This window comes from Mesorhizobium sp. M0058, from assembly GCF_040323095.1.
Classification (GTDB): domain Bacteria; phylum Pseudomonadota; class Alphaproteobacteria; order Rhizobiales; family Rhizobiaceae; genus Mesorhizobium.
On the sequence record NZ_JAMYUQ010000002.1, the window covers coordinates 434,621 to 447,462 of the forward strand.

General features: G+C 61.3%; 19 protein-coding genes and 1 pseudogene. 12 read left to right on the forward strand and 8 right to left on the reverse strand.

Annotated features, from left to right (window positions below; all coding sequences use genetic code 11):
• Position 1: 1 nt before the first annotated feature.
• From NKJ75_RS04995 to NKJ75_RS05025, 7 genes and pseudogenes are all read left to right on the forward strand, one after another.
• Positions 2–943: a sugar ABC transporter substrate-binding protein gene (locus tag NKJ75_RS04995; RefSeq protein WP_023746325.1), complete on the forward strand. Its 942-nt coding sequence runs from the start codon at positions 2–4 to the stop codon at positions 941–943.
• A 61-nt stretch (positions 944–1,004) separates the two neighbouring features.
• Positions 1,005–2,009, forward strand: coding sequence for an ABC transporter permease (locus NKJ75_RS05000; RefSeq protein WP_050586906.1), 1,005 nt, complete (start codon positions 1,005–1,007; stop codon positions 2,007–2,009).
• Complete coding sequence (locus NKJ75_RS05005) at positions 2,006–2,788, forward strand: ATP-binding cassette domain-containing protein (RefSeq protein WP_023693351.1); 783 nt, start codon at positions 2,006–2,008, stop codon at positions 2,786–2,788. Before NKJ75_RS05000 ends, NKJ75_RS05005 begins: the two co-directional genes overlap by 4 nt.
• Before the next feature lie 10 nt (positions 2,789–2,798).
• Complete coding sequence (locus NKJ75_RS05010) at positions 2,799–3,974, forward strand: aldose 1-epimerase family protein (protein WP_023673170.1); 1,176 nt, start codon at positions 2,799–2,801, stop codon at positions 3,972–3,974.
• A 118-nt stretch (positions 3,975–4,092) separates the two neighbouring features.
• The gene (locus tag NKJ75_RS05015; protein WP_023685252.1) at positions 4,093–5,187 is read left to right on the forward strand and encodes a fatty acid desaturase family protein; all 1,095 of its coding nucleotides are present in this window, start codon (positions 4,093–4,095) and stop codon (positions 5,185–5,187) included.
• A 27-nt stretch (positions 5,188–5,214) separates the two neighbouring features.
• A pseudogene (locus NKJ75_RS05020) lies at positions 5,215–5,507 on the forward strand (Rieske 2Fe-2S domain-containing protein).
• Positions 5,508–6,079: 572 nt separating this feature from the next.
• Entirely contained in the window at positions 6,080–6,247 is a 168-nt protein-coding gene (locus NKJ75_RS05025; RefSeq protein WP_156935602.1) for a hypothetical protein, read from the forward strand.
• Between the two features lie 253 nt (positions 6,248–6,500).
• On the opposite strand, the gene NKJ75_RS05030 is transcribed toward NKJ75_RS05025, so the two are convergent.
• The 8 genes from NKJ75_RS05030 to NKJ75_RS05065 form a co-directional block, all read right to left on the reverse strand.
• Positions 6,501–6,674, reverse strand: a complete 174-nt coding sequence (locus NKJ75_RS05030; RefSeq protein ID WP_023731698.1) for a DUF3606 domain-containing protein — start codon at positions 6,672–6,674, stop codon at positions 6,501–6,503.
• Positions 6,675–6,990: 316 nt separating this feature from the next.
• Complete coding sequence (locus NKJ75_RS05035) at positions 6,991–7,197, reverse strand: hypothetical protein (protein ID WP_023673164.1); 207 nt, start codon at positions 7,195–7,197, stop codon at positions 6,991–6,993.
• 203 nt (positions 7,198–7,400) lie between these two features.
• Complete coding sequence (locus tag NKJ75_RS05040; RefSeq protein WP_023707404.1) at positions 7,401–7,841, reverse strand: hypothetical protein; 441 nt, start codon at positions 7,839–7,841, stop codon at positions 7,401–7,403.
• A 39-nt stretch (positions 7,842–7,880) separates the two neighbouring features.
• Complete coding sequence (locus tag NKJ75_RS05045; RefSeq protein WP_352499260.1) at positions 7,881–8,237, reverse strand: hypothetical protein; 357 nt, start codon at positions 8,235–8,237, stop codon at positions 7,881–7,883.
• Between the two features lie 188 nt (positions 8,238–8,425).
• Positions 8,426–8,938 carry a DUF4142 domain-containing protein gene (locus NKJ75_RS05050; RefSeq protein ID WP_023746332.1) on the reverse strand — a complete coding sequence of 171 codons (513 nt, stop codon included), beginning with the start codon at positions 8,936–8,938 and terminating at the stop codon, positions 8,426–8,428.
• A gap of 481 nt (positions 8,939–9,419) precedes the next feature.
• Positions 9,420–9,647 carry a KTSC domain-containing protein gene (locus NKJ75_RS05055; RefSeq protein ID WP_023673160.1) on the reverse strand — a complete coding sequence of 76 codons (228 nt, stop codon included), beginning with the start codon at positions 9,645–9,647 and terminating at the stop codon, positions 9,420–9,422.
• Positions 9,648–9,684: 37 nt separating this feature from the next.
• A complete protein-coding gene (locus NKJ75_RS05060) occupies positions 9,685–9,879 on the reverse strand; it encodes a hypothetical protein (protein ID WP_352462974.1) in 195 nt (64 codons plus the stop codon).
• A 193-nt stretch (positions 9,880–10,072) separates the two neighbouring features.
• Positions 10,073–10,258, reverse strand: coding sequence for a DUF3606 domain-containing protein (locus tag NKJ75_RS05065; RefSeq protein WP_023700484.1), 186 nt, complete (start codon positions 10,256–10,258; stop codon positions 10,073–10,075).
• 126 nt (positions 10,259–10,384) lie between these two features.
• Between NKJ75_RS05065 and NKJ75_RS05070 the strand changes: the two genes are divergently transcribed.
• From NKJ75_RS05070 to NKJ75_RS05090, 5 genes are all read left to right on the forward strand, one after another.
• Positions 10,385–11,263 (forward strand): ATP-dependent DNA ligase, encoded by an 879-nt coding sequence (locus NKJ75_RS05070; protein ID WP_352462975.1) that lies wholly within the window; start codon positions 10,385–10,387, stop codon positions 11,261–11,263.
• A gap of 71 nt (positions 11,264–11,334) precedes the next feature.
• Positions 11,335–11,484, forward strand: a complete 150-nt coding sequence (locus tag NKJ75_RS05075) for a hypothetical protein (protein ID WP_023673151.1) — start codon at positions 11,335–11,337, stop codon at positions 11,482–11,484.
• A gap of 23 nt (positions 11,485–11,507) precedes the next feature.
• On the forward strand, positions 11,508–11,729 hold the full coding sequence (locus NKJ75_RS05080) for a DUF768 domain-containing protein (RefSeq protein ID WP_023673150.1): 222 nt from the start codon (positions 11,508–11,510) through the stop codon (positions 11,727–11,729).
• The gene (locus NKJ75_RS05085) at positions 11,726–11,956 is read left to right on the forward strand and encodes a DUF768 domain-containing protein (RefSeq protein WP_023673149.1); all 231 of its coding nucleotides are present in this window, start codon (positions 11,726–11,728) and stop codon (positions 11,954–11,956) included. Before NKJ75_RS05080 ends, NKJ75_RS05085 begins: the two co-directional genes overlap by 4 nt.
• 209 nt (positions 11,957–12,165) lie before the next feature.
• Positions 12,166–12,828: an outer membrane protein gene (locus NKJ75_RS05090; protein ID WP_023673148.1), complete on the forward strand. Its 663-nt coding sequence runs from the start codon at positions 12,166–12,168 to the stop codon at positions 12,826–12,828.
• The last annotated feature ends 14 nt before the right edge of the window (positions 12,829–12,842 follow it).

Consider the following 12,842-nt stretch of genomic DNA (forward strand, 5'->3'; position numbering starts at 1 on the left):
AATGTTGAAATTCGCATTGAAAGTGGCTGCCGCGGCAACGCTGGTAGCCGGGGTCTCCTTGAGCCTGCCGGCATTCGCGCAGGACGGCCAGAAGACCTTCTATCTGCTGTCGCATGGTGGCCCTTCGGACGCGTTCTGGATCGACTGGAATGCCGGCGCGACCAAGGCCTGCGACCAGCTCAAGGTGACCTGCAAGATCTCGTTCAGCGGCGGCGACATGGCGGCGCAGAAGGAGGCTTTCAACTCGGCGCTCGCCGCCAAGCCGGACGGCATCGCTACCACCTCGGCTCAGCCCGGCCTGTGGACGGAGGAGGTGAAGGCCGCCAAGGCCGCCGGCATACCGATCGTGTTCTTCAACACCGACGATCCGGCGACCGGGCGGCAGGCCTATGTCGGGGCCGACCTCAGGGAAGCGGGCGTCATCTGGGCCAAGTATCTCGTCGACCACAAGATGGTGAAGCAGGGCGACAAGGTGTTCCTGCCGGTCGAAGTGCCGGGCGCCAGCTACCAGCAGCTCGAGACCGAGGGCATCGCCAGCGTCTTCGATCCGCTCGGCATCAAGTACGACGTGGTCGATTGCGGCACCGACCCGGCCGGCATCATCGCCAAGATGACCGACTACATGGTCGCCAACAATCCGCCGGCAATCATTGCACTGGGCGATTCCGTGGCAGCAAGCATCAAACGCGTCTTCGACGGGGCCGGTGTGTCGGCCGGCAAGGTCCCGGTCGTCGGCTGGGGCAACTCAAAGGAGACGGCCGAGGCGGTCAAGTCCGGCTTCGTCAATGCTGCGGCCTGGCAGTACCCGTCGGCGCAGGGCTTCATGCCGGTGGCGCTGCTCGGGCTTGCGGCCTCTGGCGAGCCGATCGGCTACGACATTCACACATTCAGCCTCTACGACACCTCGAGCGTCGAGCCGATCCTGAAACTCTACAACAAGTGACGACAATCGGCGCCCGCCGCGAAATGGCGGGCGCCGGACGAAACGCATGGTCCTGACAGATATGGCAATCACAGCAGACGACGACACGCAGCGAGCGAAGGGCAGGTCTGCGCTGCTGCGTTCGCCGCAATTCTCCTCGCTCATCATCCTCATCGTGCTGCTCGTGGTGTTCGCCATCGCCGACGGCAACTTCCTGTCGCCGCTCAACATATCCAACATGATGGCGTTCCTGCCCGAGCTCGGCATCATCGCTCTCGGCATGACGCTGCTGCTGACGGCGGGCGAGTTCGATCTGTCGGTCGGCGCCGTGTTCGGCCTTGCGCCCGTCGTGGTGATGCTGCTGGTGCAGAATGGCGGTATCGACATCGGCGTCGCCCTCCTGGCCGGGCTTGTGCTGTGCATCGCGATCGGCGCCATCAACGGGCTGATCGTCACCAAGATCGGCATTTCCTCCTTCCTGGTCACGCTGTCGATGCTGCTCGTCGTGCGCGGCGCGGCGCTCTACATCACGCAGGGATTCCCCCTGAAGTCGTGGGACCAGCCCGGCTTCTTCGTCACGCTGCTTGCCGGCAGCTTCAATGTAGGCTCGTTCCGGTTCTACACCTCGCTCTGGTGGTTCATCGGCCTGTCGCTGCTGGCGATTTACATCCTGCGCTACGCCAAGCTCGGCAACTGGATCAGCGCCATCGGCAGCAACCGCAACGCAGCGGTGGCGCGCGGCGTGCCGGCCGACGCGGTGAAGATCTGGCTGTTCATCCTGACTTCGGTGGTGGCCGGGCTGGCCGGCATGATCAGCGCGTTCCGGATTTCGGCCGCCTCGCCGGTGGCCGGCACCGGCTACGAACTCGAAGTGATCGCCATGGTGGTGGTCGGCGGCACGGCGCTCACCGGCGGGCGCGGCACCATCCTCGGCACCATCGTCGGCGCGCTGATGCTGCGCGCCATCCGCAACGGCATCGTGCTGATCGGCGTGCCGGGCTTGGCATACAACATCTTCGTCGGCGTCATCATCCTCGCCATGCTCATCCTGCACGCTTTGCTGCAGAAGAACGCCGCAAGGAGCTGACGATGGAAGTGCTGCGTCTGCAAGACCTGCAAAAGTCCTTCGGCAACGTGCGTGCGCTGAAGAACGCCTCGTTCACCCTCAACGAAGGCGAGGTGGTTGCCCTGCTCGGCGACAATGGCGCCGGCAAGTCAACGCTGATCAAAGCGATCTCCGGCGTCTTCCCGGCCGACCACGGCGACATCTTCGTGCGCGGCGAGAAGGCATCGATCCGCTCGACGCGCGACGCGATGGACCTCGGCATCGAGACCATCCATCAGGACACATCGCTCGCGCCGGACCTCAGCATCGCGCGCAATCTTTTCCTGGGCCGGGAGCCGGTCAATTTCGGCTGGCTCGGCGTGTTTGCGCCGCTCGATCTCGCCAAGCTTCGCAACGCCGCCTCGGCGCTGCTGAAGCGGGTCGGCATTTCGAAAAAGCTCGATGCCGATGCACTGGTGAGCACGCTCTCGGGCGGTGAGCGGCAATCGATCGCGATCTCGCGCGCCATGCAGTTCGCCGCCAAGGTGATCATACTCGACGAGCCGACCAACAATCTTGGCGTCGAGGAAACCCACGGCGTGCTGCGCTTCGTCAAGGAGGTGCGCGACGCCGGCCACTCGGTGCTGCTCATCACCCACAACATCCACCACGTGTTCCAGGTCGCCGACCGCATCATCGTCATGCGCCGCGGCGAAATCGTCGCGGAACAGACGGTCGCCGACACCGACCTGTTGACGGTGGAAAGCATCATCACCGGCGCCGACATGTCGGCCTTGCTCAAGGAGGCGAGGGCAAAGTGAAGGACGTCGCATGGTAGAGCTTTACGGCAAGACGCTGTCGCGAAGGCAGGTGGCCGAGCGGTCCGGCATGCTGTCGCAGTTTGCCGGCGTGCGGCTGATGACGCTCGGCGACGGCGTGGAGCGCGGCATCCGGATGCTCGAGTTCCGCACCGGCTCCGGCCTGCGCTTCACGGCGCTGGTCGACCGGGCGCTCGATATCGCCGATTGCGACTTCCGGGGCCAGGCGATCGGCTGGCATTCGCCGAGTGGCTTTCGCCACCCCGGACTGCACGAGCATGAAGGGGAGGACGGTTTCGCCTTTGGCCGGTCGTTCTCGGGGCTGCTCGTCACCTGCGGCCTCGATCATATACTGGGCCGGCAAGACGTGCCGGCCGAAAGCTACAATTATCCCGGGCGCAAGCGGGTATTGCACTCGCTGCATGGCCGCATCGGCACCGTGCCGGCGCGGCTGACCGGCTACGGCGAGGCCTGGGACGGCGACCGCTGCGTGCTGTGGGCGGAAGGCATCGTCCAGCAGGCAACCGTGTTCGGCGAGGATCTCCATTTGCTGCGCCGCATCGAGGCCGATGTCGGCGGCAGCGAGATCCGCCTGTCGGACCGCGTCGTCAATCACGGTTTCAGCCGCACGCCGCATATGTATTTCTATCACGTCAATGTCAGCCATCCCTTGCTCGACGAGGGTTCGCGCTACCTGGCGCCGATCCGGGATGTCGTCTGGGCGGCGCACGCCGGCGAACGCTACGAGGCGCAGAAAGTCGGCTACCGAACCGTGCCGGCGCCGCAGCTGGGGTTCAGCGAGCAGGTCTGGGAGCACGAGCTTGGCTCCGATGCGGCGGGCGAGGTGCCGGTGGCCGTCGTCAATGACCACCTGGGCCTCGGCTTCGAGGTCGTTACCCGCAAGGATCAGCTGCCCTGCACCTATCAGTGGCAGAACTTCCAGGCCGGCCTATATGCGTTGGGAATCGAACCTTCGACGCATCATGTTCTGGGCAATCTCGCCGCGCGCGAACGGGGCGAGATGATCTGGCTGGACCATGGCGAAAGCCGCTCCTATGACGCCGTGTTCCGGGTGCTCGACGGTGCCGGCCAGATCGCCCAAGCGGAAGCGAGGATAGGGTCGATCGCCCGGCAGCCGCAACAGGATTACCCTGCGCCGTCGGGCGCTTTTGCGAGACTGCAGGCGTGACCGGCTTGAAACGCACGATCGGTTGCCGCGGCGGGCGGGAAGTGCGCCGGAATACGGAAGCAGGCGCGGCCCGGCCGGCCCCAGGCGGCCCTTGCGGAGCGCAGGCGGGAAAGCGGAGATGACGATGACGGCAAGCAGGAAGCGCGACTACAGCCTGGTCGGTGAAAGCACCAAGCGCGCCATTGAGACCGGATTGGCTTCGGCCGAATGGTATCACACCGATGTCCCGCGCAAGGCGATCAAGGAGTTGATGCAACGCTCCGACGGGCCGGCGATCCGCGACACGATCATCTGGGTCGCCGCGATCCTGGTGTCGGCCGCCGGCATCGTATGGTTCTGGGCCACGTGGTGGGTGGTGCCGTTCCTGTTCGTCTATGGCGTGCTTTACGGCTCGTCCAGCGACTCGCGCTGGCACGAATGCGGCCACGGTACCGCGTTCCGGACGCGCTGGATGAACGATGTCGTCTACCAGATCTCAAGCTTCATGCTGATGCGCAACCCCGTGCAATGGCGCTGGAGCCATGCCCGCCATCACACCGATACCATCATCGTCGGCCGCGATGCCGAAATCGCCGTCATGCGCCCCCCAGATCTGCTGCGGGCGGCGCTCGCCTTCACCGGTATTCTCGATTTCCGCTATTCGCTGCCGGCGCTGGTGCGCCAGGCGTTCGGCAAGCTGTCCGATGAAGAGAAGAGCTATATCCCCGAGATGGAGCAGCACAAGGCGGTGATCGCTGCGCGCTGGCATGTCGCCATCTATGCGGCGACAGTCGGGCTGGCGCTGTTCACGTGGTCGCTGCTGCCGCTGGTGCTGATCGGCCTGCCGCGCCTCTATGGCAGCTGGCACATGGTGCTGACAGGGTTGCTGCAGCATATCGGCCTGGCCGACAACGTGGTCGACCATCGGCTGAACACCCGCACCGTCTACATGAACCCGGTCAGCCGCTTCATCTACTGGAACATGAATTATCACGTCGAACACCACATGTTCCCGATGGTGCCCTATCATGCGCTGCCGAGGCTGCACGAGCTGATCAAGCACGACCTGCCGGTAGCGAACCCGTCGATGTGGCATGCCTATCGCGAGGTCTGGCCGGTGCTGCTGAAGCAGCTGCGGTACGAGGATTTTTATCTCAAGCGCGAATTGCCGCCGACAGCCAGACCCTATCGCGGCGAATTTCACCAGGTGGATATGTCGGCGGCGGCTGAATAGCCATAGCGGATGGTGCGGGAGCCGGAGATGGCCGACTGGATTGAAGCGTGCGCGGTCGATGACATCGAGGAAGAGTATGTCATCTGCTTCGATCCTCGCGGTTTGCCGCTCGCCCGATGACGAGCTCTTCGCCACCGACGGATATTGGACCCATGAGAAGGCGCATCTAGCCGAAGGGCTGGTGATCGACGACGTCATCGAATGCCTTGAAGCACATTGGCCGCTCTGCGACCGGCCAGGTCAAGGGCGCGCCGGTCTGCGTCAAGCTCGCGATCTATCCGATGAGAATCGAGGCCGGCAAGGTGATGATCCAGATCTGACGCGTGGTAACCGGTCCAGCACCGCGTTTAGCAAACTCAGAGTGACGTTTTCCTGAGCCGAAAGAGACAGACCGTCGCCGACGGGCGCGCCATGGAGGGTAAGCGCCAGCTGACCATGCTGCGCGTGCTGGTCATGGACGTGGCCGAGGGCCGCCGACCGGGCTGAGGTCGATCGTCTCGATGCCGCCGGAGTTGTGCTGAACCCTAGATCGCGATGCGGCCCCCAGCCTGTTCACCGTGCCGGGCTAGAATTTCTTCGAGATCGGCACCGCCGACTGTTTTCTAAGTTGGGCTTTCCGGCTCCACAAGACGGGCACCGACGCCGTCATTGCAGCGCCGGCTATGCCACGGTCACCGTGCCCAGACATATGTGCTTGGCCCTTTGACCCTGATCGACGAGGTCCTGATTCACTGCTGCTTCTGCTGATCAGCTTTGAGGTGCTGATTGTGCGGTTTGATCTGGCAGCGTTGATACTGGGCGCTACCGCGATCGAAGCGGAAGGACAGCGCCTACCGCAGCGGCAAAACGACCGCCTGAACAAGATCAGTGTGAGGGAAGGAGATGGAATTTATTGGTGCGCAGCGAGCGCGGCAAAGCTGCGCAGGTGATCGTGGCTGGAAAGCGTCGCTACAAAGGCGGTGCGTTGTCAGTTTGGAAGCCGACACGCGTCCGGCAGACGACGGTGATCTCGCTGGCTGACTGCGGCGCGGGATTATTATTGAACGACGGCAGGAAGTAGGCTCGGTGCCACGCCGTGCGTCCAGGACTCGGGTTGGAGTGGATTATGGTTCGGGGTGACCATAGCCGATCTGCGCAGCCTCGAACCTCCAGCGCTTGCCGCATGTTGGGCAGGGGTACAATTTTCACTTTCACGCTCGACCTGCTCCGCGTGTGCGTCAGGATGATGCTACACTCAAATTCTCACCACGGCTCAAGGTTCTCCTCGGCAGCGAGGCTTCATGCCGTAAGCGAGCCGCCCCGGGAAACTGATTTCAATTCCTTCGCAGCCGCAACGAGGCGCGGTCATTCCCGACGGCTTTGATGAGCTCCATCACCTGCTCAGGCGTGATGCCGTTCTGCTGGGCAAAATGGAAGAGTTCGTTGCGTTCGTTGGACGAGACCCGGTTCCTGTCGCGAAAATCACGCTCGGTTTTGTTGTCCGTCATCATCTTCTCGTTTCAACCTCAATTCGCCGGCCCGAACCGCCCGCTGGAGCAAAACTTCCGAGACCGCCGAACGCGGAGGCTGATCGAGCCTCGCTAGGGCTGCTGCGAGTAGACGAAAGCTCCAACTGGCGAAAGCTGGGGGAGCTTGTCCAATGCCGGGGTGGGCTCGGTGCACGCCGTGGCATCGCTTCGGCGACTTTAACCACCCGCCCAGAACACGGATGGGAGCAGCCTCGGAAAGATCCGCCCACCAGGCAATGAAGCTACGCGAACACCGAGTTCCTCGTCCTGTAGCATCAGCAGACGCTCGTGGAGTCTACCCGGCATTCTCGCCGGAATGATCGAAGTGGATGGCGAGGCCAAAGGCGAGCGCTCGCTCGGCGATCATATTGACAAGATGGCTTTCGCCGATCGACAGCGCCGGAACGGCCTCTTTCAACGCCTCGAGAGCGTGCCGTATCGACAAAAGACCCCGCCGCTTGCGGCTGCTCACATATTGATCGATCAGGGATTCCAGTGGCATCTGCCTGCCTCCGCTTCGGACAGGATCTCGTAGCGTGGCTGCGGAGCAACAGCATTCACATTGGTTAAGAGATGGCGGCGAACGCCATCATGCATGCCGCCAAAAACAGACGGCGGTGGGGCTGGCTGATTTACCCCGGGTTGGAGCGCTACCCTCGGGTAAGCATGGCACGACCGTCGCGCCGGGTTCGGACATTTTCGGTGCTACTGCTCCGGTACCGCGGAGGTTTGTGGATGGTTGCGTGCCGCCTCGGCGATTTCCGGAATGAATTTCGTCGCGGTGCAGCTTCGGTTTACATTGGCGCGGGCGGTAAATACCTCTTGCCCGCAGACTTGCGAAGCGAGCGCGATCGGTACGTGCACCGCCAGTGGCAACTCGGTCTCAGCCACTCCCAGATGTCTTGCAACCTGTTGCTTCACCTCCGGCCGGCCGAGCGAGACGTCAACGCCGACATCATCCTTGGCGGTCGGCGACGATCCTTGCGCCGGCAGTCGACCCTGCTTGGCTGTTTGCGACGAGTCGCCGGATTGCTGCGCGGGCTGACTTGTCTGCGCAGATGCCTCGACGCCCAAAGTCAGCGAGGCCGCCAGTCCCAAAAAGGCCCGGAGCCCCAAAGACGCAACCCGAAGTCCGAATGTGCTCATTGTCATGTTCCTCACCGTGCGGGGTTCAACCTGGCGCGCTCAGAGTTCGGTGTTGCTTCGGCCTCTTTCGAAGACAGGGATGTCTTCCTCCTCCTCATCATTGTCACCGGTTGGTATGTCCTCGGCGTAGCTGCGGGTCAGTTCCTCGGTTTCGCTTAAGCCGTCGATCGTCTCATTGGCGCCTGCCCCTTCATCATGACGACCGGTAATTTCGCTGCGGGGCCTTGCGCCGAGCGGCTGGTCGACATCGTCGGCTCCCACGAAACCTGGCTCCGCGCCGTGCCTGTCTTCGTGGCCCACGGGGCTGTCCAACACGGCGGCATCCTCCGGGCGAATGGGTTCATCATTGGCGAAGTCACTTCGTCTCGAATGCGAGGTCTCGTTTAGCTTTGGCATGTCAGGTCTCCTGTTCGTTTGGCAAATTCGACGACGCTGGTGCTTGCACGCCGGACTACCTGAGCGACGCACCTTTAGAGTTCCTGCATCGACCACCGCTTAAAGGTTGCAGCGTTCCTGAGGGCGGAGGCAGTGTTGGCCACAGACTCCACAGCGCCGCGAAGAACCAACGTCGTGGCCAGATCCACTCAGCCCTGAGAACCGCTCTTGCTCAGTTGCTGGGCATGTTTGAAATGCTGCCGGATCACCGGCGCGGTCTTTTTCGCATGAGCCGCCAGATGTTTTGCCTGACCGTTTTCTGCATAGGAGGTCATCAGCGTCAGGGCTTCCTGGTGCGCTGCCACCTGGGCGTCGATATAGGCGTTATCGAACGCCCCGCTGCTGTCGTTGCTCAACGCTTCCAATTGGGCAGCATGCTTGCTTGTCATCTCCGGCGCCACTGCGACGTCGTCCTTCTTTGCCGCCGCAATGAGCCGCTTGGAAGAAGTCGTGTGGTCCTTGATCAGCATGCGAGCGAATTCCTTCACTCGTGATGTCTTCGATTTCCGCAGCGCCAACTCACTCGACTGGATCTCGAACATGTCTGAACTCGCAGCTGCTTTGACAAATTCCTGCGGGGACGGCGTCGCGGTCTGAGCCATTGCCCCCGGGCTGATGAGACCGATGGTGATCGCAGCCAAAAGCGCTTTGACGAAATGCATGTTGTGCTCCTGCAATATTGCTTAACTGGCCCAACACGGCCGAGCTGCCGTTGTTCCCCTTGTTGTGACAATAAATACGGGGCGGCAGGCGTAGACCCCGGATGGCTCCGGCTCAGGGCTTTGATCATAGATCCGGCCGTAGCCAAGACCGGTGACTGCGCGGAGCTCAGCGCGGTTCTCCGATAAGGGCACTATGATCGCAGAGCAGCCGACCGACTTCGTAAGCCCAGTGGATGCGCAGGAGTGCGCTGTTTGCCGACCCGTCGCCGTGGGTCACGCCGTCGTGGCAGACCTGTCCGACAGGCCCATGAAAACTTCTGCAAAACTGCGATGATGATGGGCAAATAGGCCCAGCACTTAGCTTAGTATAATACGCGCCCGCTGGCCCGGCCGGCCGGCTTTTCGTTTGCCCTCGGAACCTGGTCAATTCGCACAGTTGCTCCCCTGCGATGGCGCGGGCCGCCTCGAATCTGAAATTCTGTCAATCGCCCGATGCGGCTGCTGCCCTCCCTGCCGCGAGCCGGAATGCATAACGATTGCGGATGTGGCTGTTAAAATAGACGCCCTTGGCAAAGGCAGCTTTGAACGCGGCAACGGCCTCAGCAGGTACGTCCAAAAACTCGTAATGCTTCCCGCTCGCTACAAACCAAACCGAGAGAACCCTGGTGTTCGGGTCATAGTCGAACTTGCGTATCGAAGTCGACGGCATGGTATGCCATCCAAACTCAGCCGGGTTGGATCGCCAGCTACAGGCTGAAACAGTATTCGAAGACGTGCCCGCGCTTCTCGTCGGCAACCCTGATCCAAATGGGTTCGCTGGTGCGCAGGGTGACGTCGCGCTCCGTCGCTTCCCGCGCCGCCCTGATCGGCGTTGTCGCGTGCACGATGTGGGTAGCCGTCACGGTATCGCCATCCATTTCCTCAACGTGGTATTTCGACACTTGTGTTCCTAAGCGTCTAGTTCGAGAGGCTGATCGTGATCCGGATCGGCATGATAAGCGACCTGGCGAAAATCGCGCATATCGATCTGTTGCCCGCAAACAGGGCAAGGGAGGAAATGCGCGAGTTCGCTCGCGGGCGGGCCTTCATGTCGGTGCCCAATTATTGGTCTGCCGAGATCCGATAGCCTGGTCATTATTTCCGCAGAGCCTTCGCTTCTCGCTCCAGCGTTTCGCGTTGGTTGCCGTGCTTCGCGATCAATTCCTTGACCTGCTGCGGGGTGATCCCGGCCTTGGCTGCGAAATACTCGACTTCATAATCCTCATCGGCCGAGACCCGGTCCCGATCGCGAAAGTCCCGCTTGCTCTTGTCGTCGGCCATATCGATTCCTCCTTCGCTCATCCCGCAACGCCGAGTTGACGTGTTTGTTGCACCCAAGAGGCTGATTTCCGGTTTCGGAACTATTTTAGCTCAATCTTATTGAATCGCCGGAGGGCGGATCAGTGCATGCGTTTGAAGTTCATCGAGCCGTTGATGCCGACCCTTGTGGAGAACCCTCCCGAGGGTGAAGGCTGGACCCACGAGGTCAAGTTCGACGGCTACCGATCGCAGATGATCATCGATGAAGACGGCACACGCATTTATACGCGCAACGGCCACGACTGGACTGCGAAATATCGCGACCTGGTGGGGGAGGCAAAGAGTCTTGGTGCCGAAAGCGCGATTGTCGACGGTGAGATCATCGTCTTGAACGAAGCTGGCCTTTCGGACTTCGGCGATCTGCGCAAAGCGATCACCCGCCGACAGCAAGACCTCTATTTCGTCGCCTTCGATCTATTGCACCTCAATGGGCACGATCTGCGCGACATGGCGCTTGAGGTGCGGCGCGAGATCCTGGCCAGCATGATCAAGCCCGGGCGGCGTATTCAGTTCAGCGAGCCTCTGCCCGGCGAAGCCAAGGCGATCCTCCACTTGCTCGACCAAGCCGGACTTGAAGGCATGGTGTCGAAGCGGAAGGACAGCAAATACCGCAGCGGTCCGTCAGCCAACTGGCTGAAGGCCAAGTGCTATGCGATCGACGAGTTCGATCTGCTCGGCGTCGAGCGTGAAGCGGGCAAGCCGGCTTTCGCTCTCATGGCCGAGCGGGGCACAGGGCGCTATGTCGGCAGCGCGTTCGTCACCTTGAACCGGGAAATGCGCGAGAGGCTATGGAAACGCGTCCAAGAGCACCCAGGCACGGCGCCCAAGGGCGTCATGAAGCGGCCTGCGACGCAATGGGTCAAGCCGGGGCTGATCGGCCGCGTAAAGCACCTGCGCGGCGAGGATGACCTGCGCCACGCCTCACTGCAGGACTTCCGAGAGGATGACACAGATGGCCGTGGCTAGGAAAGATCAGGAGCGCGCCACCTACGCCTGGATGTACGCCCAAGCGAGCAAGGATGGCAAGGAGACGTGCGGTGCCAGCCTACTGGGGAGAGCATGCCGACGCGTGGCTGCAGGGCTTTGACGGTGAGCCGGTGGCCGCCTTCGGCAAGACCAAGACTGTCAACGACGAAATGGAAGCCGAGGTCGACGAAGCTGCCGTCGAGCGCCCTGCTGGAACCTAAGCGCTGGATCGAGCTTAGGCTTCATGAGCACACGCGGCGTCAACTTTCTCGATCGCTGGATCGGCAACAATTTCCCCGAAACGGCTAAAACCGACGCCGTTTCGGTAAGTGAGTACATACACAAATTGTATGCCGACGCTAAAGCCTTGACGATCGAGCGCGAAGAGATCGACGAAGAGGTTGATAGCCTATATCGGACGCTGGTCGATGCCGTCGTGCACTTTGCCCCAGGTGTTTCCGAATGAGCAAGCCGGCCGTCCTATTTTTGAACCAATGGATAAAAAAACACGATCTATCCGACGCCGGTGCGCCGAAAGAGCGAGCGGAGATCGAGCAGCTCGCAAAGCGCCTAATCGCCGACGCGGAGGCTGAGGGGATTGCGGAAAGCGAGCTGACCGAGGCGTTCGACGACAAGGAGGTCGACAGCCTTTATCGTACCCTCCTCGATGTTAATTCTGGGATACCGGAATGAGTGTTCCCGGCCTGAAGGTTCCGGACAGTTTGGGTGGCCGAGCAGTTGCCCACTGTGGCGAGGGGCGATCCGATCGCCACCAGCGAGTTGGCATAAGGTTCTCATGTAAGTGCGGGCGGCCGATTTGAATTCGGCCAACTGTGGCAGAAAAACAACTGCATCAATCGGCGCGCTCTGCTACCAAAAAGGTTAGTTACAGGAGATCACCTATGAAGAAGCTGCTTCTTGGTCTGTCGTTGTCTCTGCTGGCTTCGTCGGCGTATGCTGCCGATGCCATCGTTGCAGAAGCCGCGCCGGTCTTTAGCTGGACGGGTGGGTATGTCGGCCTACAGGCAGGCTATGCTTGGGGGAATGGCAACATAGACGAAATCGGTGGGCCGGGCTTTGTCGACACAGATCCCGACGGGTTCCTTGGTGGCGTCTACGCCGGTTACAACTATCAGATGTCCAATAACATTGTGATTGGCGCGGAGCTGGACGTCGTATATGCGAATGTTGATGGCAGCGGCCAAGTCTTCAGCGCTCCTGGTATCCCGATCCCGGGCGGCATCGCCACCGAAGAACTCAACTGGAGTGCGGCGGCAAGACTGCGCCTAGGATATGCCGTTGATCGCTTTCTTCCTTATATTGCGGGTGGCGTTGCGTTTGGCGATGTCGACATAAGTAATAATGGAGGCGGACCTTCGTTCGGAGATACATTCACAGGATGGACGATAGGCGTGGGCTTGGATTATGCCATGACCGACAATCTGCTGCTGCGAGGCGAGTATCGCTATACCGACTTCGGTACAGAATCCTTTGGTGGTCTGGTCAATGCCGACGTTGATCTGAAGACCAACGAGGTTCGCTTCGGCATCGCCTACAAGTTCTAATCCCCTGATGTCAT

Bases quoted from the DNA above. Each gene is read 5' to 3' on its own strand.
- NKJ75_RS05030 (WP_023731698.1), bottom strand. From the start codon at position 6,674: ATGACGGACAACAAAACCGAGCGTGATTTTCGCGACAGGAACCGGGTC.
- NKJ75_RS05085 (WP_023673149.1), top strand. From the start codon at position 11,726: ATGAGCAAGCCGGCCGTCCTATTTTTGAACCAATGGATAAAAAAACAC.
- NKJ75_RS05070 (WP_352462975.1), top strand. From the start codon at position 10,385: ATGCGTTTGAAGTTCATCGAGCCGTTGATGCCGACCCTTGTGGAGAAC.
- NKJ75_RS05050 (WP_023746332.1), bottom strand. From the start codon at position 8,938: ATGCATTTCGTCAAAGCGCTTTTGGCTGCGATCACCATCGGTCTCATC.
- NKJ75_RS05090 (WP_023673148.1), top strand. From the start codon at position 12,166: ATGAAGAAGCTGCTTCTTGGTCTGTCGTTGTCTCTGCTGGCTTCGTCG.
- NKJ75_RS05040 (WP_023707404.1), bottom strand. From the start codon at position 7,841: ATGAGCACATTCGGACTTCGGGTTGCGTCTTTGGGGCTCCGGGCCTTT.
- NKJ75_RS05035 (WP_023673164.1), bottom strand. From the start codon at position 7,197: ATGCCACTGGAATCCCTGATCGATCAATATGTGAGCAGCCGCAAGCGG.
- NKJ75_RS05015 (WP_023685252.1), top strand. From the start codon at position 4,093: ATGACGATGACGGCAAGCAGGAAGCGCGACTACAGCCTGGTCGGTGAA.
- NKJ75_RS05045 (WP_352499260.1), bottom strand. From the start codon at position 8,237: ATGCCAAAGCTAAACGAGACCTCGCATTCGAGACGAAGTGACTTCGCC.
- NKJ75_RS05080 (WP_023673150.1), top strand. From the start codon at position 11,508: ATGAGCACACGCGGCGTCAACTTTCTCGATCGCTGGATCGGCAACAAT.
- NKJ75_RS04995 (WP_023746325.1), top strand. From the start codon at position 2: ATGTTGAAATTCGCATTGAAAGTGGCTGCCGCGGCAACGCTGGTAGCC.
- NKJ75_RS05065 (WP_023700484.1), bottom strand. From the start codon at position 10,258: ATGGCCGACGACAAGAGCAAGCGGGACTTTCGCGATCGGGACCGGGTC.
- NKJ75_RS05055 (WP_023673160.1), bottom strand. From the start codon at position 9,647: ATGCCGTCGACTTCGATACGCAAGTTCGACTATGACCCGAACACCAGG.
- NKJ75_RS05010 (WP_023673170.1), top strand. From the start codon at position 2,799: ATGGTAGAGCTTTACGGCAAGACGCTGTCGCGAAGGCAGGTGGCCGAG.
- NKJ75_RS05000 (WP_050586906.1), top strand. From the start codon at position 1,005: ATGGCAATCACAGCAGACGACGACACGCAGCGAGCGAAGGGCAGGTCT.